This is a genomic window from Amycolatopsis suaedae (genome assembly GCF_004214935.1).
Classification (GTDB): Bacteria; Actinomycetota; Actinomycetes; order Mycobacteriales; family Pseudonocardiaceae; genus Amycolatopsis; species Amycolatopsis suaedae.
Map to the genome: position 1 here is coordinate 85710 of NZ_SFCC01000015.1, position 25603 is coordinate 111312.

General features: G+C 69.8%; 23 protein-coding genes. 12 read left to right on the plus strand and 11 right to left on the minus strand.

The window, feature by feature from the left end; genetic code table 11:
- Positions 1-66: 66 nt before the first annotated feature.
- The 5 genes from EWH70_RS27080 to EWH70_RS27095 all read left to right on the plus strand — a co-directional run bounded on the left by EWH70_RS27080 (position 67) and on the right by EWH70_RS27095 (position 6091).
- Positions 67-1275 carry an acetyl-CoA C-acetyltransferase gene (locus EWH70_RS27080; protein ID WP_130478347.1) on the plus strand — a complete coding sequence of 403 codons (1209 nt, stop codon included), beginning with the start codon at positions 67-69 and terminating at the stop codon, positions 1273-1275.
- A 4-nt stretch (positions 1276-1279) separates the two neighbouring features.
- On the plus strand, positions 1280-3451 hold the full coding sequence (locus EWH70_RS27085) for a 3-hydroxyacyl-CoA dehydrogenase NAD-binding domain-containing protein (protein WP_130478348.1): 2172 nt from the start codon (positions 1280-1282) through the stop codon (positions 3449-3451).
- Between the two features lie 201 nt (positions 3452-3652).
- Entirely contained in the window at positions 3653-3946 is a 294-nt protein-coding gene (locus tag EWH70_RS35605; protein WP_165436439.1) for a hypothetical protein, read from the plus strand.
- Positions 3946-5586 (plus strand): alpha/beta hydrolase, encoded by a 1641-nt coding sequence (locus EWH70_RS27090; RefSeq protein WP_130478349.1) that lies wholly within the window; start codon positions 3946-3948, stop codon positions 5584-5586. The genes EWH70_RS35605 and EWH70_RS27090 overlap by 1 nt, the downstream gene beginning before the upstream one ends.
- 13 nt (positions 5587-5599) lie before the next feature.
- On the plus strand, positions 5600-6091 hold the full coding sequence (locus tag EWH70_RS27095) for a hypothetical protein (RefSeq protein ID WP_205669278.1): 492 nt from the start codon (positions 5600-5602) through the stop codon (positions 6089-6091).
- Positions 6092-6108: 17 nt separating this feature from the next.
- Here EWH70_RS27095 and EWH70_RS27100 read toward each other — a convergent pair whose 3' ends face one another.
- Together EWH70_RS27100 and EWH70_RS27105 are read right to left on the minus strand one after the other, a co-directional pair.
- Positions 6109-6828: a PP2C family protein-serine/threonine phosphatase gene (locus tag EWH70_RS27100; RefSeq protein ID WP_130478350.1), complete on the minus strand. Its 720-nt coding sequence runs from the start codon at positions 6826-6828 to the stop codon at positions 6109-6111.
- 98 nt (positions 6829-6926) lie between these two features.
- The gene (locus EWH70_RS27105; RefSeq protein WP_130478351.1) at positions 6927-7520 is read right to left on the minus strand and encodes a phosphatase PAP2 family protein; all 594 of its coding nucleotides are present in this window, start codon (positions 7518-7520) and stop codon (positions 6927-6929) included.
- Positions 7521-7666: 146 nt separating this feature from the next.
- Between EWH70_RS27105 and EWH70_RS27110 the strand changes: the two genes are divergently transcribed.
- Positions 7667-8842, plus strand: a complete 1176-nt coding sequence (locus EWH70_RS27110; protein ID WP_130478352.1) for a serine hydrolase domain-containing protein — start codon at positions 7667-7669, stop codon at positions 8840-8842.
- On the opposite strand, the gene EWH70_RS27115 is transcribed toward EWH70_RS27110, so the two are convergent.
- The 4 genes from EWH70_RS27115 to EWH70_RS27130 all read right to left on the minus strand — a co-directional run bounded on the left by EWH70_RS27115 (position 8839) and on the right by EWH70_RS27130 (position 13639).
- A complete protein-coding gene (locus tag EWH70_RS27115; protein WP_130478353.1) occupies positions 8839-10389 on the minus strand; it encodes an acetolactate synthase large subunit in 1551 nt (516 codons plus the stop codon). The two genes, EWH70_RS27110 and EWH70_RS27115, sit on opposite strands and share 4 nt — an antisense overlap.
- Positions 10386-11777, minus strand: a complete 1392-nt coding sequence (locus tag EWH70_RS27120) for an FAD-binding oxidoreductase (protein WP_130478354.1) — start codon at positions 11775-11777, stop codon at positions 10386-10388. The genes EWH70_RS27115 and EWH70_RS27120 overlap by 4 nt, the downstream gene beginning before the upstream one ends.
- Before the next feature lie 96 nt (positions 11778-11873).
- Positions 11874-12377, minus strand: a complete 504-nt coding sequence (locus EWH70_RS27125; RefSeq protein ID WP_130478355.1) for a DUF3830 family protein — start codon at positions 12375-12377, stop codon at positions 11874-11876.
- 8 nt (positions 12378-12385) lie between these two features.
- Positions 12386-13639, minus strand: coding sequence for an aspartate aminotransferase family protein (locus tag EWH70_RS27130; RefSeq protein ID WP_130478356.1), 1254 nt, complete (start codon positions 13637-13639; stop codon positions 12386-12388).
- Between the two features lie 90 nt (positions 13640-13729).
- On the opposite strand from EWH70_RS27130, the gene EWH70_RS27135 reads away from it, so the two are divergent.
- Both EWH70_RS27135 and EWH70_RS27140 read left to right on the plus strand, forming a co-directional pair.
- On the plus strand, positions 13730-15184 hold the full coding sequence (locus EWH70_RS27135; protein WP_130478357.1) for an NAD-dependent succinate-semialdehyde dehydrogenase: 1455 nt from the start codon (positions 13730-13732) through the stop codon (positions 15182-15184).
- On the plus strand, positions 15181-16236 hold the full coding sequence (locus EWH70_RS27140) for a tartrate dehydrogenase (RefSeq protein WP_130478358.1): 1056 nt from the start codon (positions 15181-15183) through the stop codon (positions 16234-16236). The genes EWH70_RS27135 and EWH70_RS27140 overlap by 4 nt, the downstream gene beginning before the upstream one ends.
- Positions 16237-16775: 539 nt before the next feature.
- Here the strand turns inward: EWH70_RS27140 and EWH70_RS27145 are convergent.
- From EWH70_RS27145 to EWH70_RS27160, 4 genes are all read right to left on the minus strand, one after another.
- On the minus strand, positions 16776-18233 hold the full coding sequence (locus tag EWH70_RS27145) for an apolipoprotein N-acyltransferase (protein ID WP_130478359.1): 1458 nt from the start codon (positions 18231-18233) through the stop codon (positions 16776-16778).
- 69 nt (positions 18234-18302) lie between these two features.
- Entirely contained in the window at positions 18303-19004 is a 702-nt protein-coding gene (locus EWH70_RS27150; protein WP_240687252.1) for a GntR family transcriptional regulator, read from the minus strand.
- A gap of 4 nt (positions 19005-19008) precedes the next feature.
- On the minus strand, positions 19009-19731 hold the full coding sequence (locus tag EWH70_RS27155) for a maleate cis-trans isomerase family protein (RefSeq protein ID WP_130478360.1): 723 nt from the start codon (positions 19729-19731) through the stop codon (positions 19009-19011).
- A 42-nt stretch (positions 19732-19773) separates the two neighbouring features.
- Positions 19774-20514, minus strand: coding sequence for a maleate cis-trans isomerase family protein (locus EWH70_RS27160; protein WP_130478361.1), 741 nt, complete (start codon positions 20512-20514; stop codon positions 19774-19776).
- A 149-nt stretch (positions 20515-20663) separates the two neighbouring features.
- On the opposite strand from EWH70_RS27160, the gene EWH70_RS27165 reads away from it, so the two are divergent.
- From EWH70_RS27165 to EWH70_RS27175, 3 genes are read left to right on the plus strand one after another with little or no spacing between them, the layout of a single operon-like run.
- Entirely contained in the window at positions 20664-21587 is a 924-nt protein-coding gene (locus tag EWH70_RS27165) for a D-2-hydroxyacid dehydrogenase (protein WP_130478482.1), read from the plus strand.
- Positions 21584-22969, plus strand: a complete 1386-nt coding sequence (locus EWH70_RS27170; protein WP_130478362.1) for an amidase — start codon at positions 21584-21586, stop codon at positions 22967-22969. Before EWH70_RS27165 ends, EWH70_RS27170 begins: the two co-directional genes overlap by 4 nt.
- A gap of 44 nt (positions 22970-23013) precedes the next feature.
- Positions 23014-23208 carry a hypothetical protein gene (locus EWH70_RS27175; RefSeq protein ID WP_130478363.1) on the plus strand — a complete coding sequence of 65 codons (195 nt, stop codon included), beginning with the start codon at positions 23014-23016 and terminating at the stop codon, positions 23206-23208.
- Between the two features lie 139 nt (positions 23209-23347).
- On the opposite strand, the gene EWH70_RS27185 is transcribed toward EWH70_RS27175, so the two are convergent.
- Positions 23348-24574: an MFS transporter gene (locus EWH70_RS27185; RefSeq protein ID WP_130478364.1), complete on the minus strand. Its 1227-nt coding sequence runs from the start codon at positions 24572-24574 to the stop codon at positions 23348-23350.
- Positions 24575-24626: 52 nt separating this feature from the next.
- Here EWH70_RS27185 and EWH70_RS27190 point away from each other — a divergent pair, with 52 nt between their 5' ends.
- The gene (locus tag EWH70_RS27190; protein ID WP_130478365.1) at positions 24627-25601 is read left to right on the plus strand and encodes an aldo/keto reductase; all 975 of its coding nucleotides are present in this window, start codon (positions 24627-24629) and stop codon (positions 25599-25601) included.
- Positions 25602-25603 lie beyond the last annotated feature (2 nt).

The following is a 25603-nucleotide window of genomic DNA, read 5'->3' on the forward strand; positions in this document are numbered from 1 at the left end:
GTTTGTCCGCAGTATGTTAGTCAGTATTAGCACTACTGGCGAGTACCTACGAGCACAGGAGCGGCTGTGACCGAGGCCTACATCTACGAGGCGCTGCGTACGCCTCGGGGCAAGAACAAGGGTGGTGCGCTGCACGGCACCAAGCCGGTCGACCTGGTGGTCGGCCTGATCGACGAGTTGAAGGCCCGGCACCCGAACCTGGACCCGGCGGCCATCAACGACATCGTGCTGGGCGTCGTGTCGCCGGTCGGTGACCAGGGCGCGGTGATCGCCCGGACGGCCGCGCTGGCGTCCGGCCTGCCGGAGACCGTCGCGGGTGTGCAGCTCAACCGGTTCTGCGCGTCCGGCCTGGAGGCCACCAACACCGCGGCGCAGAAGATCCGCGCCGGCTGGGACAACCTGATCATCGCCGGTGGCGTCGAGTCGATGTCGCGGGTGCCGATGGGTTCCGACGGCGGCGCGCTGTTCATGGACCCGGCGACGTCCTTCGACAACTACATCGTCCCGCAGGGCATCGGCGCCGACCTGATCGCCACGATCGAGGGCTTCTCCCGCGAGGACGTCGACGCGTTCGCTGTGCGTTCCCAGGAGAAGGCCGAGGCTGCCTGGTCGGGTGGTTATTTCACCAAGTCGGTCGTACCGGTCAAGGACATCAACGGCGTCACCATCCTCGACCACGACGAGCACCGCCGTCCCGGTACCACGGTCGAGGGACTGGCGAAGCTGAAGCCCGCGTTCGCGGGCATCGGTGACATGGGCGGGTTCGACGCAGTGGCGCTGCAGAAGTACCACTCGGTCGAGCGAATCGACCACGTGCACACCGGCGGAAACTCGTCGGGCATCGTCGACGGCGCCGCCGTCGTGCTGATCGGCAACGAGCAGGCGGGCAAGACGTTCGGGCTGACCCCGAGGGCACGCATCGTCGCCGCGTCGGCCATCGGCTCGGAGCCGACCATCATGCTGACCGGGCCGACCCCGGCCACCCGCAAGGTTCTCGACATCGCCGGGCTGAAGCCCGAGGACATCGACCTGTGGGAGCTGAACGAGGCGTTCGCCTCGGTGGTCCTGAAGTGGATCAAGGACCTGAACCTGCCGGAGGAGCGGGTCAACGTCAATGGCGGCGCGATCGCCATGGGGCACCCGCTGGGTGCCACCGGCGCGATGCTGGTCGGCACGGTCGTCGACGAGCTGGAGCGCAGGCAGGCGAAGCGGGCACTGGTGACCCTGTGCATCGGCGGTGGCATGGGCGTCGCGACGATCATCGAGCGGGTGTGAGGACATGACCGAGACGAAGACCATTCGCTGGGAGCAGGACTCCGACGGCATCGTCCTGCTGACGCTCGACGACCCCAAGCAGTCGGCGAACACGATGAACCGCGACTACAGCGAGTCGATGGGCCAGATCGTCGACCGGCTGGAGGCGGAGAAGGACTCGATCACCGGCGTGGTGATCACCTCGGCCAAGAAGACGTTCTTCGCCGGTGGTGACCTCAACGACCTGATCCAGGTCAAGCCGGAGCAGGCCGAGGAGATGACCGCGCACCTCAACGAGGTCAAGGGTCAGTTGCGCAGGCTGGAGACGTTCGGCCGCCCGGTGGTCGCGGCCATCAACGGTGCCGCGCTCGGCGGCGGCCTGGAGATCGCGCTGGCGACGCACCACCGCATCGCCGCAGACGTCAAGGGCAGCCAGATCGGCCTGCCCGAGGTGACGCTGGGCCTGCTGCCCGGCGGTGGCGGGATCGTGCGGACCGTGCGGTTGCTGGGTATCCAGAACGCGGTGATGAACGTCCTCGTCCAGGGCCAGCGGCACCGCCCGCGCAAGGCGCTGGAGCTGGGCCTGGTGCACGAGGTCGTCGACACCGTCGAGGAACTGGTGCCGCGTGCCAAGGAGTGGATCAAGGCCAACCCCGAGGCACACACGCAGCCGTGGGACGTCAAGGGCTACAAGATCCCCGGCGGCACGCCGTCCAGCCCGAGCCTGGCCGCGATGCTGCCCGCGTTCCCGGCGAACCTGCGCAAGCAGCTCAAGGGCGCCAACATGCCAGCGCCGAGGGCGATCCTGGCCGCGGCCGTGGAGAGCGCGCAGGTCGACGTCGACACGGCGCTGCTCATCGAGTCGCGGTACATGGTGCACCTGGCGACCGGCCAGGTGTCGAAGAACATGACCAAGGCGTTCTTCTTCGACCTGCAGCACATCAACTCCGGCGGTTCGCGGCCGGACGGCTTCGAGAAGTACACCGCCCGCAAGGTCGGCGTGCTCGGTGCGGGCATGATGGGTGCCGCGATCGCCTACGTCTCGGCGAAGGCCGGGATCGACGTCGTGCTCAAGGACGTCTCGCTGGAGGCCGCGGAGAAGGGCAAGGGCTACGCGGAGAAGCTCGAGCAGAAGGCGCTCTCGCGGGGCAAGACCACGCAGGAGAAGTCGGACGCCCTGCTGGGCAGGATCAAGCCGACGGCCGACCCCGCGGACTTCGCCGGGGTGGACTTCGTCATCGAGGCCGTGTTCGAGAGCGTCGAGCTCAAGCACAAGGTGTTCCAGGAGATCGAGGGCGTCGTCAACCCGGACGCCGTGCTCGGCTCGAACACCTCCACGCTGCCGATCACCTCGCTCGCCGAGGGCGTGCAGCGGCAGGAGGACTTCATCGGCATCCACTTCTTCTCGCCGGTGGACAAGATGCCGCTGGTGGAGATCATCTGCGGGGAGAAGACCTCACCGGCCACGCTGGCGAAGGTCTTCGACTACACGCTGCAGATCAAGAAGACCCCGATCGTCGTCAACGACAGCCGCGGGTTCTTCACCAGCCGCGTGATCGGCACGTTCCTCAACGAGGCCGTCGCCGCGCTGGGTGAGGGTGTCGAGCCCGCGACGATCGAGCAGGCCGGTTCGCAGGCCGGGTACCCGGCGCCACCGCTGCAGCTGATGGACGAGCTGACGCTGACCCTGCCGCGCAAGATCCGGCAGGAGACGCGGGCGGCCATCGAGGCGGCCGGCGGTACCTGGACGGTGCACCCGGCCGAGCCGGTGATCGACCGGATGGTCGACGAGTTCGACCGCAAGGGCCGGTCCTCCGGTGCCGGGTTCTACGAGTACGACGACGAGGGCAAGCGCACCGGGCTGTGGCCGGGGCTGCGCGACGCGTTCAAGTCGGGCAGTGCCGACGTTCCGTTCGTGGACCTGCAGGAGCGGATGCTGTTCGCCGAGGCGCTGGAGACGGTGAAGTGCTTCGACGAGGGCGTGCTCACGTCGGTGCAGGACGCCAACATCGGCTCGATCTTCGGCATCGGTTTCCCGCCGTGGACCGGTGGTGTCATCCAGTACATCAACCAGTACGAGGGCGGCCTGGCCGGTTTCGTGGCCCGCGCCCGCGAGCTGGCGCAGCGCTACGGTGACCACTTCCTCCCGCCGGAGTCCCTGGTCGCCAAGGCCGAGAAGGGCGAGAGCTACGAGTAGCCCCTGAGGCTGCCCCGAGCACGTGAAGGCCACCTTCATTACGTGAGACGTAGTGAAGGTGGCCTTCACGTGTTTACCCCGAGATCATCCGAATTGGTTAGCTCGAACTGGTCATCTCCATCGCTTTCACTCGCTCGTGGTGGTTCGACCGCTACCGTCGATTACTTGGCAGATACTTTCGGTCAGGGGAGGCGACGAAAGGTGGGCTTCACGACGGTGCCCGAGGCGTTGAGAGCCGCGGGCAGGGCTGGTCAGACGGCAGTGGACGGGCTGGCGGGTGCCGACTGCGGTGGCCCGGTCGAGGGCGTCGCGGGGGCGATGCCGGGCAGCCGGTCCGCGGGTGCGGCCGGCGCGTTCAGCAGTACCTGGACGGCTACATTCACCGCGTGGCGCGACGAGGCCGGCGGACATGTCGCCGCGCTGGGGACAGCCGCTGACACCTACGGCACGGCCGACAGCAACGCGGCGGAATCGATCCCCGGTGGGCCGATCTGATGGCCACCCTCGCGGAGATCAAGGCATGGAACCCAGGTGTGCTCAGTGAGATCGCCGGCACGATGCGGCAGCGCGAACAGGTGCTGATCCACTCGGGGGACGATTTCGGGCGCATCCTGCCGGTGGAGGGGTGGACCGGCCCGGCCGCCGACACCGCCGTCTCCGGGCATCAGGCGTTCAAATCGCGGCTGAACAAGCTCGCCTCGGGCGCCGGCGTGGTCATCAAGGCACTGACTCAGGCTTCGGACGCCATCCCGGCGGTGCAGCACGTGATCACTAACCTGGAGGAACTGGCTCGCCGCTACGGCTTCCAGCTCACCGATGCCGGTGCGGTTGTCGACACGCTGGCCGGGCAGCCGTTGCCGCCGGACATGAACCCCGACGACCGGGCACGGGCACACCAGCAGGTGACTACCGGGATCGCCGCCGCCATGGCCACCGCCGACGACATCGACAGCGACCTGGCCTCGGTGCTGAACCGTGCCGCGCAGGGCGAGTTCGGCACCGGCAACGAAGCCACCGTCGCCGCCGCGGCGGCCGCGGGGGTGGCCGATCCTGGCCTGACCCTGCTCCCACCGCCGGCCAACGCGACCCCGGCGCAGAACGCCGCTTGGTGGGCAGCTATGTCGCCGATCGGTCGTGATCTGTTCCTGCGGGCCAACCCGGCTACCGTGGGCCAGATGGACGGGCTACCCACTGTGGACCGCGATCGAGCCAACCGGATCGTGCTCGACCAGCAACGCGGTGACCTGCAACAGCGCCGGAACGAGATCCAGGCCCGCATGGACGAGATGGAGGAAGGACCGGCTCAGCTCGACTACGACCTCCTCAAAGCCGAGCGGGACACGCTCGACGGCAAGATCAGCGGGCTCGACCAGATCAAACAACGCCTGGAACAGCAGCCACCCGCGTTCCTGCTCGGCGTCGACTCCGCGAACTCCGGGCGGGCCATTGTCGCCATCGGCAACCCCGACACCGCCGCCAACGTCGCCACTTATGTCCCCGGCACCACTTCCGGCCTCAACTCCGACACGCACATCGACATCAGGCGCTCGGACGCCATGGCGCAACAGGCGGCTCTCGCGGGAGCGCCGTCGACCGCGGTCATCACCTGGGCGGGCTACGACGCACCACAGAACCTCGGCCAGGCCGCGGACACAAGCTACGCCGATCGGGCCGAGCCTGCCCTCCGTCGCTTCCAGGAGGGGCTCGGTGTCGCACACCAACCAGGCCCGGTCAACAACACGATCATCGGTCACAGCTACGGCACCACGGTCGTCGGCCAGACCGCGCGCGACCTCGGACTACCCGCAGACCAACTGGTCATGGTCGCCAGTCCCGGTGTGGGTGTTCAGCACGCCGGCGAGCTACGACTGGACGGCATCCCGGCCGACCAGGCCGGCCAGCACGTCTATTCCACCAAGGCCGAAACAGACCCCATCCCCGCCATGACCAACTTCAACGACAGATTCGCTGATCCGGTCGATCCTCTTGGCCCCGACCCCACCACAGACTGGTTCGGCGGCAAGACCTTCGAATCAACCCCCACCAATCCCCTTACCTCCCACAGCGACTACTGGGAACCTCGATCGAGCTCCCTGATTGAAATGGGACGAATCATTGCGGGGGGCGGTCGATGATCGCGGGTGGAACATGAGGGTGACGAAGCGGCCTGTGCGGGCGTTGATGTTCGTCGGCGTATTTCTGTTGATCGCCGGGTGTGGAGGTTCTGCGATGGGGAACACGGAAACAATGCCGGAGGCGCAAGCCCGCGTCGAGCGGGAAACCAACGCCGCGGCAAGCGCGATCTTCCCGCCGGGCTTCACCCTCAGCGTGCAGTCGACGCTGTCGATGCCCTGTGCCGATATCGAAGACAAAGGCACGGGCCAAAGTCGTGCGAGCGTCAACTACTGGGTCGACAACATCGACAACCGACGCAACAACGAATATTTCGACAAGCTGAAAACGTGGTGGGCGAACAACGGCTGGGAAATTGAGACTGACAAAAGTCCAGATGACTACATGAACGCCACCAAGGACGAGTACAAGATGGCCATCCAAACCACGATCACTCCCGACCGGCGGGTGTCCATCGGGACGAACAGTCCGTGCGTATGGCCGAACGGCACCCCCGAACCCAGGTAGTGCCAGACGGGAGCGGGTCAGGCGAGGTGGCGGTCGGCCACGATGGCGGTCGCGTTGTCCGTGCCGCCGGTGCGGTGCGCCGTGTCGACCAGGGTGTTCGCGGCCTCGCCCGGGCGGGCCGAATCGGCCAGCACCGCCTTGATGCGGGTGATGTCCAGCGCCTTGTGCACCCCGTCGGTGCACAGCAGCAGCCTGCCCGCGGCGAACGGGAAGCTCGCGCGGCCCAGGTCGGCCTCGGTCGCGGTGCGGACGGAGTCCATCACCACGTGCTCCATCCTCGCCGTGACCGGCCGGTCCTGGTTGCGCCAGAACTCGGCCAGCGTGTGGTCGGTGGTCACCTGCTGCAGCACCCGCCCGTTCCAGCGGTAGGCCCGGCAGTCGCCGACCCAGGCGACGTCGCAGTGCGCCTCCGGGCGGTCGACGGGCGGCAGTACCGCCACCACCAGCACGCAGTCGGCCCGCTCCTGGTCGAACTGGGCGTGCAGTTCCCTGCGGGCAGCCAGCAGACCGGCCGCGGCGCCCTCGCGCACGGCGGTCGCCGCCGCGGTACCGGCCGCCACCCGCGCCGCCCGAGCAGCGAGCAGGTGGTCCCCGATGCCGTCCGCGACGACGAACGCCGTCCGCCCGAGGCCGGTCCTGGTGGCCACCGCGTCGGCGTTGATCTGCCGTGGTCCCCTGCGGCTCACGCCGTCCGACGAGGTGTCTACCGGGCGCGGTAGTGCGATGGTGGTCATCATGACCGGCCTCCTTCGGGCTGTCCGGCCCCCCGACAGGTCCGGACAACACCCAGTGAACCGGCCGAACCCAAGAAAAAGCCAAGAAGATCCTGTGAGGATCACCGCACAAGGACCAGATCACGTTCCCGCAACCGGCTCACCACAGCCGTGGCGGGCCGGTTCAGCAGCACCGCGACCGCCACGGCCACCAGCCCGCCGAGCACGAACCCGGTCAGCACGTCGTGCGGGTAGTGCACGCCGACGAACACCCTCGACAACGCCGCCAGCGCACCCAGCGGCATCGCCACCAGGCCCAGCGTGGGCCGGGCGATGAGCACGCCGACCGCGACGGCCCCGGCGATGGCCGAGTGGTTGCTCGGGAACGACCAGTCGCCGGCCGGCGGGCATTCCACAATGGACTGGACGGCCAGCGTCCGGCACGGGCGGTCCACGTCGAACAGGGTCTTCGTCAGCTCGCTGGCCAGGTAGCCGAACACGACCGAGGCCGGCGCGAGCCAGGCGAGCACCATCCCCCTGACCGGGCCGCCGCGCGCCAGCCACCAGGCCAGCACCAGCAGGCCACCCAGCAGCACGATCGACGCCTCGGTGAACAGTGCCGCGCCCTCCCGCAGCCAGCCCGGCGCCGACGCCGCCGCCTCCACGACCTCCAGGTACAACCGCGCGCTGACGTCCGGAACATCCTCGATTTCCATGCCGTCAAGCTAGAAATTCGGCACGGGGTCCACAGTGGTCGAAAGCCGCCGATGGACCCCGACTTTCGTCAGGTGTGGCTGGCCATACCCCGCATGGTGCAGTTCACCGGATCGTCCGCGGCCACCGGCGTCCCTAGATTCGATCCATGAAACGGACAATCTGCACGCTGGTCGTCGCCATGCTGGCCGCCGTCACGATCAGCGCGGGAACGAGCACCGGGGCCGCGCCGGAGCACCGGCCCGGTTTCCTGCGTGACGTCGAACGGATACTCGACCGGATGACCATGGCCGACGGCCTGCCCGGCGCGCAGGCGACCGTGCTCGCCGACGGCCGCCAGTTCACCCTGACCAGCGGCGTCGGCGACCGCGGAACGGGCAGGCCGATGCCCGGCGCCGACGGCTACCTGCGTGGGGCCAGCAACGTCAAACCCATGGTCTCCACCGTGATCCTCCAGCTGGCCGGGGAGGGGAAGGTGGCACTGGACGGACCGCTGTCGGCCTACCTGCCCGGCGTCGTCCCGCCCACCGCGGGCGACGCCGGCCGGATCCGGGTCCGGCACCTGCTACAGCACACCAGCGGCCTGCACAACCACTCCGAGTCGATGCCCGAGGCCGCCGAGGCCCAGCCGTTCAAGCACTACACCCGCCAGCAGCTCCTCGACGCCGGGTTCAGCAAGGGACCGGACTTCCCGCCGGGCGAGAAAGGCAAGTGGCACTACAGCAACACCGGGTACATCCTGCTCGGCCTGATCATCGAGAAGGTGACCGGCAACCCGTGGCGGGACGAGGTCACGCGGCGGGTCCTCAAGCCGGCCGGGATGTCGGCCACCTACTTCCCGGCGCCCTACGAGTACGGCCTGCGTCAGCCGCACGCCAGGGGGTACCTGCAGCTGACCAGGCCCGACGGCGGCCTGGCGACGGCCGACGCCACCGAGTTCGACCCCTCCCAGGCCGACGCCAACGGCGACGGCATCAGCACGCCGCGCGACCTGCTGCGCTTCTACACGGCGCTGCTCGGCGGCAAGCTGCTGCGGCCCGACCTGCTCGCCGAGATGCGGAAGTACGTCCCCACCGGCGAGTCGCCGATCGCGGACCTGTCCTACGGCCTCGGGCTCGGGCGGATGGCCCTGCCGTGCGGTGGCGAGGCGTGGGGTCACGGCGGAAACCTCGACGGCTTCCAGACCCTGACCGCCGTCACCGTCGACGGTCAGGGCCGGGTCGTCACCGCGGCCAACGTGTTCACCAACACCACGTTCACCGAGGCGAACATGGCCGGTGCACGCGACCAGTTCCAGGCGCTCTACGCGGCGCTCTGCCGTTAGAGCAGGGGCGGCACCGCCGCGTCGATCAGGTGCGGGCCGGGTTCGGCGACGGCGCGGGCGAACTGGTCGGCCAGTTCCTCGGCCGTGGTCGCCCGCGTCGCGGGAACGCCGAAGCCCTCGGCGATCTTCGCGAAGTCCATGTCCGGAGTGGACAGATCGAGCAGGCCCTTCGCCTTCTCGCCCGCCTCGGCGCCGACGCGCTGCAGCTCCAGCCGGAGGATGGCGTAGGCGCGGTTGTTGAGGATGACCGTGGTGACGTTGCTGTTCTCCCGCGCCTGCGTCCACAGCGCGGAGATCGTGTACAGCGCGCTGCCGTCGGACTGCAGGTTGATCACCGGCCGGTCCGGCGCCGCGATGGCCGCTCCGGTGGCCACCGGCATACCCTGGCCGATCGCGCCACCGGTGAGCGTCAGCACGTCGTGCCTGGGCGCGCCCGCCGTCGCCGTCGGCAGCAGCAGGCCGGAGGTGTTGGCCTCGTCGGAGATGATGGCGTTCTCCGGCAGCAACGCGCCGATCACGTCGACCCAGTTCTGCGGGGTGAGCGGGCCGCTGGGCAGTTCCGGGCGGTGCTCCGGCGCCAGGTCGGGCTCGACGTCGGCGGCGACGAGGTCGGCGAGGTCCTGCAGCGCACCGACGGCATCGGCGGCGACGTCGGCGAGCGTGTGCACCGTGGCGCCCTCCGGCACCAGGTCGCTGGCCTTGCCGGGGTAGGCGAAGAACGACACCGGCGCCTTGGTGCCGGCGAGGATCACGTGCTTGATCCCGTCGAGCTGGTAGCTGACCTGCTCGGCGAGGTAACCCAGCCGTTCGACGGTCGGCAGCCCGGCGCCGCGCTCGATGCGGCTGGGGAACGTCTCGGCGAACGCCTTGGCGCCGGTGGCCTTGGCGATCCGGCTGGTCGCCCGCAGGCCGGTCTCCCGGCAGGCCTTGCCGCCGATCAGCAACGCGACCGGCTCACCGGACCGCAGCACCTCGGCGATCGACTTGACGGTCGTCTCGTCGACGGTCGCGGGCACCCTGGCCGCGACCGGGGTGGCGACCTGGCCGCCGTCGCCCCAGGACACGTCCGCGGGCAGGATCAGGTTGGCCACCCGGCCGGGGGCGTCCTGCGCGGCGGCGACCGCGGCTGCCGCGTCCACCCCGACGTCGGCGCTGCTGTTGGACCGCCGGGTCCAGCCGTTCAGCGAACCGGTCAGGGCCTCGATGTCCGACTCCAGCGGGGCGTCGAAGCGCTTGTGGTAGGTGGCGTGATCGCCGATCACGTTGACCACGGGGGTGTTGGCGCGCCGGGCGTTGTGCAGGTTCGCCATGCCGTTGGCCAGGCCGGGGCCGAGGTGCAGCAGCGTGGCGGCGGGACGGTCGGCGATCCGCGCGTACCCGTCGGCAGCGCCGGTGACGACGCCCTCGAACAGGCCGAGCACGCCCCGCATGCGGGGCACGGTGTCCAGCGCGGCGACGAAGTGCATCTCCGACGTGCCCGGGTTGCCGAAGCAGACGTCGACGCCTGCGTCGACGAGCGTGTTGATCAGGGACTGTGCGCCGTTCATGCCGAGGTGACTCCCTCATCGAAAAGTACGCCGGGGTTGAGGATGCCGGCCGGGTCGAAGGACTTCTTGATCCGCCGCATCAGTTCGATCTTGGCCGGATCCTCCAGCTGGACGAAGTGATCGCGCTTCGCCACGCCGACGCCGTGCTCACCGGAGATGGCGCCGCCGTGCTCCATGGCGTCGGCGAAGATGTCGTACAGCAGCCGGTATCGCTTCTCCGCGTCCTTCTGGAAGATCGCCAGGTGGACGTTGCCGTCGCCGGCGTGCCCGCAGCCGATCGCGCCGGACTCGGCCGCGGTGGCCATTTCCCGCACCCTGGTCAGGAATCCCGGCATCTCCGAGCGTGGGATGACCACGTCGATGACGTCGTCGGCTCCGGCTTCCTTGGCTGTCCAGAACGCCTTCTCCCTGGCCTCGATCAGCCTGCGGGCGGACGCTCCCTCCAGCACGTACACGTCGGTGGCGCCCAGCTCGACCAGCCGCTCACCGAGTTGTTCGACGTCGGCGTGCAGCCGGTCGCCGTCCCGGTTCTCCAGCGCGACGACCAGGTACGCCTGGGTGGCGTCGCGGACCTCGTCGGGGATGCCCAGCTCCAGGCTCTCCCGGTAGACGATGGCCGCCATCGTGAGATTGTCGATGTACTCGAGGATGTGCGGCTCGAGCCCGCTGGCGACGATCTTCGGCACCGCGGTCATGACCTGGTCGAGGTCGCCGAACGGGGCGAGCACGGTGGCGCCGTGCGGCAGCCGGGGGTGCAGCTTCAGGGTGATCTCGGTGGCCAGCGCGAGCGTGCCCTCCGAGCCGATGATCAGCTGGGTCAGGTCGTAGCCGGTGGACGTCTTCGTGGTCTTGCCGCCGGTCCGGATGACTTCGCCGGTGGGCAGAACTGCCTGCAGGCCGAGCACGTTGTTGCGGGTGACGCCGTACTTGACGGCTCGCATGCCACCGGCATTGGTGCCGACGTTGCCGCCGACGCTGGCCGACAGCTCGCCGGGATAGACGGTGTAGCTCAGCCCGGCCGCCGCCGTCTGGGCGTCCACTTCGGACAGCGTGGCGCCGGGCTGGACGACGGCGACGTGGTTGTCGGTGTCGATCTCCAGCACCTTGTTCATCCGCTCGAAGGAGATCAGCAGCCCGTCCGGCCGCGGGCGCGCCGCGCCGGACAGGCCGCTGCCCGAACCCCGTGCGGTGACCGGGACCGCGTGCTCGGTGGCGGCCGTGAGCAGCGCGGCCACCTCGTCGGCCGTCGCCGGCTTCGCCACGTACCGTGGCCGGACCGGCTCGACGGTGAGGGCTTCGTCGTGGGCGTAGTCCTCCCCGACGCCGTCGCCCGTCAGCAGGTTCGCTTCGCCGACGATCTCCGCCAGCCTTGTCGCTACGTCGTCCATGACGAGGTCGCCCGCCCTCTCAGCTCACGCTCCGTCGAGTGTCGAGCCGAGCTTAGTAGGTCCCGCCGCGCCCCGGCTATGAAACTTATTCACATTCTAGTCGGATGCGCGTGCGAACGAGAGAGTTTCGCCTTCCACGCCCCGCAGCCAGAGGTCCTGGGATGCCGCGGCCATCTCGGCCAGGCCCTCCTCGATCGTGGCGAACACGTTGCCGGGCACCCACCCCGCGTCGCCGTTGATCAGCAGGTTGTTCCGGCCGTAGAAGATCGCCAGATCGGTGGCGCCCTGGGCGCTGTGTGCCTCGCTGCCCTCGTCGTAGCCGTAGGCCGGGTTGCCGATCTCCCACGGTTCGAAGTCGAAGTACACGACGTCGCCCGGAATCGGCGTCACCGTCGGGTTCTCCCGGCCCGGCTTCGGGTCGGCGAACGGCGGCACCAGCGTGTAGACCTCGTTGCGGGCGTACTTGGCGTGGTAGGCCGAACCGCTCTGCGGCAGCGCGTTCCACACGGCCTCGCAGGTCCGGGGCGCCTCGGTGTCGAGCAGCCTGGCGCGGCAGGAGACGCCGCGCTTGTCCAGCGTGATGGTGATGTAGCGGGCCACGGTTCTCCCTACTTCGTCACCGACGCGACGACCTCGGCCCAGATGCCGAGCGCCTCGTCGACCTGCTCGGCGGTGACCACCAGCGGCGGGATCATCCGCACGACGTTCATGTACGCACCGCAGGTGAGCAGCAGCAGCCCCCGCTCGGCGGCGGCCTTCTGCGCGGCCTGCGCGGTCGCGGTGTCCGGCTCGCCCTCGGCGGTGGTGAACTCCGAGCCGACCAGCAGCCCGAGCCCGCGGACGTCACCGATGCCCGGGGTCTTGTCGGCGACCAGCCGCACCCCGTCGATCAGCTGCCTGCCGCGCTCGGCCGCGTTGGCGACCAGGTTCTCCTCGCGGATGACGTCCAGCGTCGCGACGGCCGCGGCACACGACACGGCGTTGCCGCCGTAGGTGCCGCCCTGCGACCCCGGCCACGCCTTGGCCATCAGCTCCCGCGACGCCGCGATGCCGGACAGCGGGAAGCCGCTGGCCAGGCCCTTCGCGATGAGCACGACGTCGGGCTTGCCGTCGAAGTGGTCGTGCCCCCAGAAGCGTCCGGTACGGCCGAAGCCGGTCTGGATCTCGTCGACGACCAGCAGGATGCCGTGCCGGTCGGCCCGCTCCCGCAGGCCGGCGAGGAACTCGGTGTTGGCGGGGACGTAGCCGCCCTCGCCGAGCATCGGCTCGACGAAGAACGCGGCGGTCTCGTTGGGGGCGCTGACCGTGGCGAACAGGTAGTCGAGCTCGCGCAGCGCGAACTTCGTCGCCGTCGCCTCGTCCCAGCCGTAGTGGTAGGCGTACGGGAACGGCGCGACGTGCACGCCGGACATCAGCGGCGAGAAACCGGCGCTGAACCGCGTGCCGGACGTCGTCATCGACGCCGCCGCGACGGTCCGGCCGTGGAACCCGCCCTGGAAGACGATCACGTTGGGCCGGCCGGTGGCCTGCCGGGTCAGCCGCAGGGCCGCCTCGACGGCCTCGCTGCCGGAGTTGGCGAAGAACAGCGAATCCAGCCCGGACGGCAGCACCTCGCCGAGCCGCTCGGTCAGTTCGAGCAGCGGCCGGTGCATCACGGTGGTGTACTGGCCGTGGATGAGTTTGCCGATCTGGTCCTGCGCGGCCTGCACCACACGGGGGTGGCAGTGCCCGGTACTCGTCACGCCGATTCCGGCGGTGAAATCGAGGTGTCGGCGCCCGTCGACGTCGAAGAGATAGGCGCCCTCGCCGTGGTCGACCACGACCGGGGTGGCCTGCTTGAGCAATGGGGAGAGCTGAGCCATGGCAGCGGGCTCCTAACGGGTTGTAGATTGTCAACAATATTCGTAGCATGGACCGCGGTACGGGGCAACAAGGCTGAGGAGCGATAAGCGATGAGTGAGACCAGTGTCGTTGCCGCGGTGAACAAGGAACTGTTCATCGGCGGCAAATGGCGGGCGGCCGAGGGCGGCCGGACGCTTCCGGTCCACGACCCGTCCACCGGCGAGGTGCTGTGCGAGGTCGCCGACGCCTCGCCCGCCGACGGCGTCGCGGCGCTGGACGCCGCGTGTGCCGCACAGCAGTCCTGGGCCGGGGTCGCGCCGCGGGAGCGCGGGGAGATCCTGCGCCGTGCCTACCAGCTGCTGATCGACCGGGCAGACGACCTGGCGCTGCTGATGACCCTGGAGATGGGCAAGCCGCTGGCCGAGTCCAAGGGCGAGATCACCTACGCCGCCGAGTTCTTCCGCTGGTTTGCCGAGGAGGCCGTGCGCATCGACGGTGGCTACGCCGTCGCGCCCAACGGCAGCGGCCGGTTCCTGGTGCACCGCCAGCCGGTCGGCCCGTCGCTGCTGATCACGCCGTGGAACTTCCCGATGGCCATGGGTACCCGCAAGATCGGTCCCGCCGTCGCCGCCGGCTGCACGATGGTGATGAAGCCAGCGGCGCAGACACCGCTGTCCATGCTCGCGCTGGCGGGCATCCTCGCCGAGGCCGGGCTGCCCGAGGGCGTGTTGAACGTGGTGACCACCAGCGACTCCGGCGGGGTCATGGAACCGCTGATCCGCGACGGTCGCGCCCGCAAGCTGTCCTTCACCGGCTCCACCGCCGTCGGCCGCAAGCTGCTGGAGCAGTGTGCGGACAAGGTGCTGCGCACGTCGATGGAGCTGGGCGGCAACGCGCCGTTCCTGGTCTTCGACGACGCCGACCTGGACGCCGCGGTCGAGGGTGCGATGGTGGCCAAGATGCGCAACATCGGCGAGGCATGCACCGCGGCCAACCGGTTCTACGTGCAGCGTGGCGTCGCCGACGAGTTCGCGCGGCGGCTGACCGAGAAGATGTCAGCGCTGAAGATGGGCCGGGGTACCGAGGAGGGCGTCGTCGTCGGGCCGCTCATCGACGAGCCCGCGGTGGAGAAGGTCAGCGGCCTGGTCGCCGACGCCGTCGAGAAGGGCGCCAGGGTGCTCACCGGAGGCACGGCCGTCGACGGTCCCGGCAACTTCTACCCGGCCACCGTGCTCACCGACATCCCCGCCGACGCCAAGCTCGCCGACGAGGAGATCTTCGGCCCGGTCGCCCCGATCTCGGTGTTCGACGACGAGGACGAGGTCATCGAGTGGGCCAACGACACCGAGTACGGCCTGGTGTCCTATGTGTACACCAGCGATCTCAAGCGGTCGCTGCGGGTCTGTGAACGGCTGGACACCGGCATGATCGGGCTCAACCAGGGCCTGGTGTCCAACCCGGCCGCGCCGTTCGGCGGCGTGAAGCAGTCCGGCCTCGGCAGGGAGGGCGGCACCGTCGGCATCGACGAGTTCCTGGAGACCAAGTACATCGCGGTGAGCCTGTGAACTACCGGATTGCCGCCATCCCCGGCGACGGCATCGGTGTCGACGTCTCCGTCGAGGCCCGCAAGGTCCTCGACCGGGCAGCGGAACTGAACGGCTTCGGTCTGGAGTGGACGGAGTTCGACTGGAGCTGCGAGCGCTACACCAGCACCGGGACGATGATGCCCGCCGACGGCGTCGAGCAGCTCGCCGCGTTCGACGGGATCTTCCTCGGCGCGGTCGGGTTCCCCGGCGTTCCGGACCACGTGTCGTTGTGGGGCCTGCTGATCCCGCTGCGCCGCGCGTTCGCCCAGTACGTCAACCTGCGCCCGGTACGGCTGCTGCCGGGCACCACCTCCGCGCTGGCCGGACGCTCGGCCGACGAGCTGGAGATGGTGATCGTCAGGGAGAACTCCGAGGGGGAGTACTCCCAGCTCGGCGGCAGGCACAACGCCGGGCGGCCGGACGAGTTCGTGCTGCAGGAGTCGGTGTTCACCCGGGTCGGCGTGGAGCGGATCATCCGCTACGCCTTCGACCTGGCCCGCACCCGCACCGGGCGGGTGTGCTCGGCGACGAAGTCCAACGGCCTGATCCACTCGATGCCGTTCTGGGACGAGGTGTTCGCCGAGATCGCCGCCGAGTACCCGGACGTCCACAGTGAACAGTGCCATGTGGACGCACTGGCCGCGCGGATGGTGCAACAGCCGGACCGGCTCGACGTCGTGGTGGCGTCGAACCTGTTCGGCGACATCCTGTCCGACCTGGCCGCCGCCGTCACCGGCGGGCTGGGAATGGCGCCGTCGGGCAACATCAACCCGCCCGGCGAGTTCCCGTCGATGTTCGAGGCGGTGCACGGCAGCGCGCCGGACATCGCCGGGCAGGGCATCGCCAACCCGGTGGCGCAGGTGCTGGCGGGGGCGATGATGCTCGACCACCTCGGCGAGACCGCGGCGGCGAACGCCGTGCGGGCGGCGGTGGAGCGGGTGCTCGCCGAGGGCCGGGTCGCCACGCCGGACCTCGGCGGCAAGTCCACCACCGCCGAGCTGGGTACTGCTATCGCCGACGCGCTCAGCTGACCCGCGCGTGCCGGGAAGGGGGCCTCACGGCACCAGACGCCGTGAGGGCCTCGGGCAGGCGAGGTGGTTAGTCTCGAGCGTAGAACTCGCGTGCCGGAAAGCAGAACTCGCGTGCGTGAGCGCAGAACTCACGATGTGGACGCCGGTTCTCACGTCGTGCCGGTCGTCCGTGTGAACGGCCCGTTCGTGCGAGTTGTACGTTCTGGGGCGCGAGTCGTAGGTTCTGACGCGCGAGTTGTACGTTCCCGCCCGCCTGGTCCCACTGTCCGGCACGCCGATTCCAGATCGCGGGAGGAATGGCTGGCCGAACGGGCCGCTCGCGCGGCCCTGCCGGGCCGGAACGCGAGTCTCGCGTTCCCGAACACGACACTCACCATCCGGACCCGACGTCCCAGCCCGTGACCCACCCTCACGCCAACGGACCACCCGCCGCGAGTCACGCGCTCAGGAACGCGAGTCTCGCCTTCCGGAACGCGAATGACGCGCTCCGGACCACCCGACTCCGCCGGGGTCCTGGCACCAGACGCCGTGAGGGCCCTTCACGGCAGTGCACGCGGGCGGAACACGGCCAGCCCGATCAGCCCGGCCAGGGTGGCCACGGCGAGCCAGGCGAACAGGTCGTGCACCCGGTCGTACACCGTGTCCACGCGTTGCGTGGGCAACTCGGCCACGACCGTCTGCCGGTCCGTCCGGAAGTAGTCCGACCTGCCGAGCACGGTGCCGTGCGGGTCGATCGCCGTCGTCACGCCGTTGCTGGACGGCCGCACGATCGAGTAGCCGTTCTCCACGGCGCGGATCGCCGCGCGCTCGGCGTGCAGGTGCCGGAAGCCGTACCAGTCGTTGGCAGGCACGAGCATCAGGCCGGCGTCGGCCTGCCGCATCAGCCCGGGGAAGTCGGCGTCGTAGCAGATGACGGTGGCCACCGAGCCGAATGGCGTCGCGGCAACCGGGACGGTCCCGGGCCCGGGGGTCATCGGCTCCATCGGTGTGGGGTTGGTCTTGTCGTAGGTCCACTCGACCCGCCCGCCGGGCGCGACCAGCAGCGCGACGTTGCGGACGTTCGGCGCGGCGTCGGTGTAGAGCGCGAACGCCAGTTGCACGTAGGCATCACCCGCGGCCTGGGACGCCCTGGCGACCAGGCCGGGCACGTCCTCGGCCAGCACGCGGGCCTCGGTTTCCGGCCAGACCACCAGCCGGGCCCCGGCCGCGGCCTCCTGCCGGGTGCGCTCCAGCAGGTCGTCGGTGACCGGGGCGAACGCCGCCCGCACGGCACCGTGGTCGGCCCGCCACACTTCGGCGGCACGCCAGTACTCGACGCCGAGGCCGGTCAGCGCGCGTTTCGAGGCGTCGACCGACGCCGGGGCCTGGCTGACCGCGGCGACCCGGGTGGTCTGCCCGGACGGCGGCAGCAACGCCATTCTGGCCACGCCGCCGGCGAGGACGACGGCCAGCACGGCCGCGTAAACGGTGCCCACGCGTGACCAGCCGCCGCGCTCCCACAGGTGCAGCGTCACCGACGCGAACCACGCCACCAGGAAGCTGATGCCATGCACCCCGGTCACCGAGGCCAGCTGCAGCAACGGCAGGTTCGCGTGCTGGGTGAAGCCGAGTGTCCCGTAGTCGCCGAAGTCGACGAGCCGGAAGGCGAACTCGGTGGTCACCACCGCGGCCGGGAACACCAGCGTCGACAGGAACGCCGGCAGCCGTCCGGCGAGCAGCCGGTCCGCGGCGAACGGCAGTGTCTGCAGGGTCGCCAGCAACGCGAACACGCCCACGATCGCCGGCACGAACACGGTCTCGGTGGCGACCAGCCACACCAGCGAGCCCAGCCCGAACGCCGCCCACAGCCGCAGCAGGCCGGGCTTCGGGTCGCGCAGCCGCGCGTACCGCAGCAACGGGATGGCGAACAGCCACGCCGCCACCGGGCTCGCCCAGTTGGTGTGCAGGGTGAACAGCAGCAGGCCGAAACCGGTCCACCACAGGGTTTTCGTCTTCATGCGGCGACAGTAGGAATCATCACCCCCGCGGAGCAGCGAGCGAACGGCAGGGGCCGTACCCGACTTTCGTCAGGTGTCGGAGCGAGCCGGTGGCGCGTCGAACAGGCTGGTACCGGGCGCCAGCCGGGCCACCGCGTCCTCCATGTGCGCGTCGAGCAGTTCCAGCGCACGGTCGCGGTCGCCGTCACGCAACGCCTGGATGATCCGGTTGTGCTCGGTGACCCGCTCGTCCACCTCGCGGTAGGTGTGTTCCAGCAGGCTCAGGCACATCCGGGTCTCGATCAGCAGCGTGCGGGCCATCCGCACCAGCCGCTTGCTGCCGGACGCGGCGACGAGCGTCTCGTGGAAGTGCAGGTCCGCGTCCGACAGTGCGTTCGGGTCGTCCTGCTTGGCTGCCTCGGCCATCGCGGCGACGGCCTCGTCGAGCTGGTCGGCCGCGGTCGCGACGTCGCCGTGCAGCACCCGGAACACCGCCGCGCGCTCGATGGCCGCGCGTGCGGAGTAGATGTCGTAGACGTCCTCGGGTTCGAGGTCGATGACGAACAGGCCGCGGTGCCGCTCGCTGCGCAGCAGCCCTTCCGACACCAGCCGCTGCATGGCCTCCCGCAGCGGGCCGCGGGAGACCTGGAACTGTGCTGCCAGCTCGGTCTCGCCGAGCTGGGTTCCCGGTGGCAGCGCACCGGTCATGATGGCGTCACGCAGCTGCCGGGCGATGATGCCGGCTGTCGACTCCCTGCTGACCGGCTCGATGTCGATGTCGGCTAACGGCACGAACTCAGCTCCCTGTTCCGGTGGCGAAGAGCGCTCCGAGGTCCTGCGAGGTGCGCGAGTCGCCGGCCAGCCGCAGGCCGTGCCAGATGGTCACCTGGTTGGCGGTGAGCACGGGCTTGCCCAGCTGGTCCTCGATCGTGTTCACCAACGCCAGGGTGCGCATCGCGGTGTCCGGGATCAGGACCGCGTCGGCGCGCCGGTGGTCGTGGCGAAGGGCCAGGTCCACCACCTTATCCGGCTCCAGCCTGCCCACCTCGGCCGCCGTGTCGATGTCCTCGCTGCCCATGGCCACCACCTCGACGCCCGCGGCGCCGAGGAACTCGACGAACAGCTTCGCCACGTCGTCCGGGTAGCTGGCCGCGACCGCGACCCGGTGCAGGCCGAGGGCCTTCGCCGCCTCGGTGAACGCGAACGACGTGCTGGACGCCGGCACGCCCGCCGCCGCGGCGAGCTGGTCGGCCTGGGTGCGGGCGCCGTCGGGCCGGTAGACGAAGCTGCCGCTGGTGCAAGCCCAGATCACCGCGTCCGGCTCGTGCTTGGCCAGCAGCCGCGCGCCCTCGGCGAGACGCTCCGGGCTGCCCAGGTCCAGCAGCTCGGGGACGGCGTGCAGGTCGGTGCCGTAGATGTGCTCGACCGGCAGGCTCAGGCCGTCCCCGAGCATGCGTTCGGCCAGCGGGTAGTCGTCCTCGGCCGCGTGGTCGGGGTAGATGAAGCCGACGGTCGTCATGCGCACTCCGGGTCGATACGTAGGATTGTCGACAATCCTACGTCAACTCAGCTCGCGTAGCCACTGTCCCGGTCCGACGATCGGCAGCTCCATCCGTTTCAGGCAGGCCCACATGGTCAGCTGGTTGGCGGTGAGCACCGGTTTGCCCAGCGCGGTCTCCAATGGCTCGATGAGGTCGTACGTCGGCAGGTTGGTACAGCTGACGAAAATCGCCTCGGCCGCCGAGTGGTCGGCGGCCAGGATGCGTTCGGCGATCGTGCGGTAGCTGACCTTCCAGATGCCACCGCCGAGTCCGAGGTGGTCGCTGGCGACGGTCTGCACGCCGAGTTCGCCGAGGAAGTCGTGCAGCTTCCCGGTCAGGTCGCCGTCGTAGGGCGTGAGCACCGAGACCTTCTTCAGGTCGAGCTGGTCCAGCACCTCGGCCAGTGCGCCGGAGGTCGTCACCGCGTCGGGCGCGCCGGCGTCGCAGATGGCCTTGCACAGCGAACGCTCGTAGTCGATGCCGTTGACGAAGCTGCCCGACGTGCACAGGTAGGCGACCACTTCGGGTTCGACGTGCAGGACGTCCCTGGTGGCGGCGGCGAGGTGCTGGCTGTTGCTCACCAGCTGGGCCATCTCCATGCTGACCGGCACCGGTTCGTACGGCGTTCGGGCCAGGTGGAGGGAGACCTCCATCGGCACCCAGCGCCACAGTTCCCGCTCCAGTGCCAGGTCGAAGGGGGCGATCACGCCGATTCCCCGCTGCGCCAGCGGGCCCTCGAACACGGGCAGCTCAAAATCCAAGGCTCGCCTCCGCCGGCATATGAAGGGTGCCTCCGGGGTGACTCCTCGGATTGTTGACAATCATACGACCGGCTCCTAACGTGTCAACGGTGATCGGCACGGAATTTCCGGTGCTGGCAGTGCTCTGTGGCGACAAGCGCCCCCCGGACATGGACCCCATCGAACGGGCGGCCGAGGTGCGTTACACCCGGGCCGACGGCCTGGCCGACGTACTGCGCGGCGCCGACGCCCTCTTCGTCTACGACTTCCTCTCCACGGCCGTGCCGGGGGCCTGGCACGCGGCCGACCGGCTGCGGTGGGTGCACATCGCCAGCGCGGGTGTCGACCCGGTGATGTTCCCCGAGCTGCGTGCCAGCGACGTGGTGCTGACCAACTCCCGCGGCGTCTTCGACGGCGCGATCGCGGAGTACGTGCTCGGCGTGATCCTGGCGTTCGCCAAGGACTTCGCCGGTTCGCTGCGGCTGCAGCAGCGCGGCGAGTGGCGGCACCGGGAGACCGAGCGGGCGGCGGGCAGGCGGGTGCTGGTGGTCGGCACCGGGCCGATCGGCCGGTCGATCGCGCGGTTGCTGCGGGCCGCCGGCCTGGACGTCACCGGGGCAGGCAGGCGGGCGGTCGCCGACGACCCGGACTTCGGCACCGTGCACGCCTCGGCGGTGCTGGCCGATCACCTCGGGCACTTCGACTACGTCGTCGCCGTCGCGCCGCTGACCGAGCAGACCAAGGGCATGTTCGACGCCGCCGCGTTCGCCGCGATGAAGCCGCAGGCCCGGTTCGTCAACGTCGGCAGGGGTGAACTGGTCGTCACCGCGGACCTGATCGAGGCGTTGCGGGCGGGCGAGATCGCGGGCGCCGCGCTGGACGTGTTCGACACCGAACCCCTCCCGCCTGACAATCCACTGTGGACCATGGATAACGTGCTGGTGTCCCCGCACATGTCCGGCGACGTCGTCGGGTGGCGCAACACGCTGGTCGAGGTGTTCACTGACAACTTCACCCGCTGGTGTGAAGGACAGCCACTTCGTAACGTCGTGGACAAGCAACTCGGCTACGTGCCGTCTGGAGGAAACCGGTGACCGAGCAGAACCCGCTGTTGACGGCCGCCGAGCTCGCCGCGGCGTTCTCGAGCGGGGAGTGGTCGCCGGTCGAGGCGACCCGGGCCGCGCTGAAGGTCATCGAGGAACGCGACGGTGAGCTGAACGCGTTCTGCCTTGTTGACGCCGAGAGTGCGCTTGACCAGGCCAAACTGTCCGAGGAGCGCTGGCGCGAGGGGAATCCGATCGGCTGGCTGGACGGCGTGCCGGTGTCGATCAAGGACATGTTCCTCACCCAGGGCTGGCCCACGCTGCGCGGCTCGCGGTGCATCGACCCGGAGCAGTCATGGGACGTCGACAGCCCGGTCACCGCGCGGCTGCGCGAGGCAGGCATGGTGCTGCTGGGCAAGACGACCACGCCGGAGCTGGGCTGGAAGGCCGTCACCGACAACACGCTCAACGGCATCACCCGCAACCCGTTCGACCCGTCGAGGACCGCCGGTGGGTCCAGCGGCGGCAGCGCGGCGGCGGTCGCGGCCGGGATGGGTGAGCTGTCGGTCGGCACCGACGGCGGTGGTTCGGTGCGGATTCCGGCGTCGTTCTGCGGGATCGTCGGGCTCAAGCCGACCGGCGGGCGGATCCCGCTGTACCCGGCGAGCCCGTTCGGCCCGCTCGGGCACGCAGGCCCGATGGCCCGTTCGGTCGACGACACGGCGCTGCTGCTCGACGTCCTCGCGCTGCCCGACCCGCGTGACCCGACGGCGCTGGCTCCGCCGGTCGGTTCCTACCGCGAGGCCGTGCGCAGGGACGTCCGCGGGGTGCGGGCCGCGTACTCGGCGAACCTCGGTTACGTCGATGTCGACCCGGAGATCGCGCAGATCGTGTTGTCCGCCGTCGCGGCGCTCGACGAGGCCGGGCTGGAGATCGAGGAGGCCGACCCCGGTTTCGCCGACCCGTTCGACGCGTTCTGGACGCTGTGGACCACGGGTGCGGCGAAGTGGCTGGACACGTTCCCGGCGGGGTCGGCCGAGAAGATCGACCAGGGCCTGCGGGCCGTCTGGGAGCAGGGCCTGACCTACTCGGCCAGCGACTACCTGGGCGCGAGCGCCGAGCGGGCGGCGCTGGGCATCCACATGGGCGAGTTCCACACCCGCTACGACGTGCTGATCACGCCGACGATGCCGCTGTCGCCGTTCGAGGCCGGGCACGACGTGCCGCCGGGCAGCGCGTTCGAGCACTGGCCACAGTGGACACCGTTCTCGTACCCGTTCAACCTGACCCAGCAGCCCGCGATCAGCGTGCCGGCCGGCTTCACGGCCGACGGGATGCCGGTCGGGCTGCAGATCGTCGGGCCGAGGCACTCCGACGACCTGGTGCTGGCCGTCGCCAGGATGCTGGAGGAAGTCCGCCCCTGGCGCTCCTAGGCTGAGCTTGCGCGACCAGGTACCGGATCAGGCATCATGCGGGTATGCCAGCGTTGAACCCGCAGTTCTCCGAAGAGGAGATGGAGAGCATCCGTGTGGCAGCCGAAGGGCGTTCTTTGAAGGCGTTTGCCCATGATGCTGTGGTGTCGGCGGTGTCGTCACGCGAGCATCTGGTGGAGCAGGCCGCTGCGCGGGTGGCGGGTATCAGCGTGGAGCTGAATGAGCGGTTGGCGAGGTAGTGCCTCGCCACGCAGTGCATCCGCTCATGCGACGGCAACAACCTGTCGCGTGGGTTTTCCTCGGGGTGAACGGCGTATCTCTTGCGGACCCGCTTGATGTGGACTCTGCCGAACGCCTAGTTCTCTCGGCAGCCTCAGGTCACGCCGGTTCGGCCAGTAGATCCTTCCTGGTCAGCTTGCGGACCTCGCGGCTGCCCAGGGCGAGGGCGGTGGCCAGCACGATCAGCACCCCGCCCGCCAGCAGGGTGTTCTCCATGCCGAACCGCGCCGCGATCGGCCCGGCCGCCACCTCGCCGACCGGCATCGCGATGTACGAGCCGACCATGTCGTAGGAGTAGACCCGGGCGAGCTTGTCCGGCGGCACGTTCTCCTGCAGCGAGACGTCCCACGCCACGACGAAGACCTCCAGCGCGATCCCGGCCAGGAACATGGCCGCGAGCAGCGGCACCACCAGCGGAACCTCGGCCAGGACGACCAGCGGTAACGCGCCCGCGGCGGTTACCGCGACGCCGATGCGCAGCAGGTGCCGGGGCTGCCACCGGGCGACCAAGATGCCGCCGACGAACGCGCCTGCCGTTTCGGCCGCCAGTACGAACCCCCACGCCGCGCGGCCGATCGTGTCGTCGGCAACGGCGGCGCCGAGCACGACCGTCCCGCCCACGAACACGGCGTTGAACACCATGAACTGCAGCACGACGATCCACACCCAGCGCCGCGCGACGAACTCACGCCAGCCGTCGATCAGGTCACGCAGGGGACTGGACGTCTCGCCTGCGGTCGTGCGGGGCAGCCGTACCCCGCGGTAGCCCACCATCGCCAGGACGAAGACGACGGCGTTGACCATGATCGCCCAGCCCGGGCCGACCAGGCCGGCCAGCAGCCCGCCGACGGCCGCGCCCACGATGCGGCCGGTGTTGGAGCACAGCCTCGCCAGCGCGTTGCCCTGGGCGAGCAGCTCCGCGGGAACGGCCTGCGGCGTCAGCGCCGCCGCGGCGGGCAGGGACAGTGCGGCGACGGCGCCGTTGAGCACGCTGAGCCCGATCAGCAGCGGGATGGAGGCGAACCCGGTCAGCACGCTCAGCGCGATCAGCGCCTGGGTGACACCGGCGGCCAGTGCCGTGCCCTGCAGGATCACCGCCCTGGGCAGCCGGTCGGCGAGGACGCCGCCGAACAGCAGCAGGATGACGTTGGCCAGCGAGCGCGCGCCGACCACGATGCCGAGGTCGACCACGGAGCCGGTGAGATCGAGCACAGCGAACGCGAGCGCGACGGGTGCGATGGCGTTGCCCAGTTCGGCGAACGTCCTGCCACCGAGCAGCCAACGAAAGTTCTGATGCCGCAGCGGGGCTGTCAGGGCCGCCTTCACCTGTGCGTTCTCCGTTCATGCGGGGGATGGACAACTGTGTTTGGCTGGGGGTATGCGTACGACGATTTTGGGCAGGAGTGGGCTGAACGTCTCCAGGATCGCCTTCGGCACCTGGCAGCTCGGCGGAGACTGGGGATCGTTCGACGAGGACGCCGCTGTCAAGGCAATCCAGCACGCGCGGGAGCTGGGTGTCAACTTCTTCGACACCGCGCAGGCCTACGGGTTCGGTAGGTCGGAGGCGCTGCTGGGCCGTGCGCTGCGGGAAGAGCTGAAGCGGGACCGCGACAGCGTGGTGATCGCCACGAAGGGTGGCGTCAAGCCCGGCGAGGAGCGTTCGCGGGACGCCAGGCGGGACTTCCTGCGCAGCGGTGTCGAGGAGAGCCTGCGGCACCTGGAGCTCGACCACATCGACCTGTACCAGGTGCACTGGCCCGACGCCGACACCCCGGCGGAGGAGACCGCCGGTGCGTTGCAGGAGCTGGTCGACGAGGGCAAGATCCGCCACGCCGGTGTGTCGAACTACAACACCGAGCAGCTGGCGGCCTTCGACCGGACCCGCCCGGTCGAGACGCTGCAGCCGCCGTATCACCTGTTCCGCCGGGCCATCGAGACCGACCCGCTGCCGTACTGCCGGGAACACGACATCGGTGTGCTGGTGTACAGCCCGCTGGGCAGCGGCCTGCTGACCGGGGCCCTGACGCCGGACAGCACGTTCGAGCCGGGCGACTGGCGGTCGGAGGCGACCGCGTTCAAGGGCGAGAGCCTGCGCCGCAACCTGGCGGTGGTCGACGAGCTGAAGGCGTTCGCCGCCGACCGCGGTGCGACGGTGAGCCAGCTGGCCATCGCGTGGACGCTGGCGCAGGACGGCGTGCACGTCGCCATCGTGGGGGCGCGCAAGGCCCGCAACATCGAGGACAGCCTGGCTGCCGCCGACCTGGACCTGTCGGCCGACGACCTCGCGGAGATCGATCGCATCACCGCCGCCGGCGTCCAGGTGGACGGCGCGTCACCCGAAGGTATTGCCTGACG

Bases quoted from the DNA above. Each gene is read 5' to 3' on its own strand.
- EWH70_RS27085 (WP_130478348.1), top strand. From the start codon at position 1,280: ATGACCGAGACGAAGACCATTCGCTGGGAGCAGGACTCCGACGGCATC.
- EWH70_RS27090 (WP_130478349.1), top strand. From the start codon at position 3,946: ATGGCCACCCTCGCGGAGATCAAGGCATGGAACCCAGGTGTGCTCAGT.
- EWH70_RS27095 (WP_205669278.1), top strand. From the start codon at position 5,600: ATGAGGGTGACGAAGCGGCCTGTGCGGGCGTTGATGTTCGTCGGCGTA.
- EWH70_RS27100 (WP_130478350.1), bottom strand. From the start codon at position 6,828: ATGATGACCACCATCGCACTACCGCGCCCGGTAGACACCTCGTCGGAC.
- EWH70_RS27105 (WP_130478351.1), bottom strand. From the start codon at position 7,520: ATGGAAATCGAGGATGTTCCGGACGTCAGCGCGCGGTTGTACCTGGAG.
- EWH70_RS27110 (WP_130478352.1), top strand. From the start codon at position 7,667: ATGAAACGGACAATCTGCACGCTGGTCGTCGCCATGCTGGCCGCCGTC.
- EWH70_RS27115 (WP_130478353.1), bottom strand. From the start codon at position 10,389: ATGAACGGCGCACAGTCCCTGATCAACACGCTCGTCGACGCAGGCGTC.
- EWH70_RS27120 (WP_130478354.1), bottom strand. From the start codon at position 11,777: ATGGACGACGTAGCGACAAGGCTGGCGGAGATCGTCGGCGAAGCGAAC.
- EWH70_RS27130 (WP_130478356.1), bottom strand. From the start codon at position 13,639: ATGGCTCAGCTCTCCCCATTGCTCAAGCAGGCCACCCCGGTCGTGGTC.
- EWH70_RS27135 (WP_130478357.1), top strand. From the start codon at position 13,730: ATGAGTGAGACCAGTGTCGTTGCCGCGGTGAACAAGGAACTGTTCATC.
- EWH70_RS27145 (WP_130478359.1), bottom strand. From the start codon at position 18,233: ATGAAGACGAAAACCCTGTGGTGGACCGGTTTCGGCCTGCTGCTGTTC.
- EWH70_RS27155 (WP_130478360.1), bottom strand. From the start codon at position 19,731: ATGACGACCGTCGGCTTCATCTACCCCGACCACGCGGCCGAGGACGAC.
- EWH70_RS27165 (WP_130478482.1), top strand. From the start codon at position 20,664: ATGGACCCCATCGAACGGGCGGCCGAGGTGCGTTACACCCGGGCCGAC.
- EWH70_RS27175 (WP_130478363.1), top strand. From the start codon at position 23,014: ATGCCAGCGTTGAACCCGCAGTTCTCCGAAGAGGAGATGGAGAGCATC.
- EWH70_RS27190 (WP_130478365.1), top strand. From the start codon at position 24,627: ATGCGTACGACGATTTTGGGCAGGAGTGGGCTGAACGTCTCCAGGATC.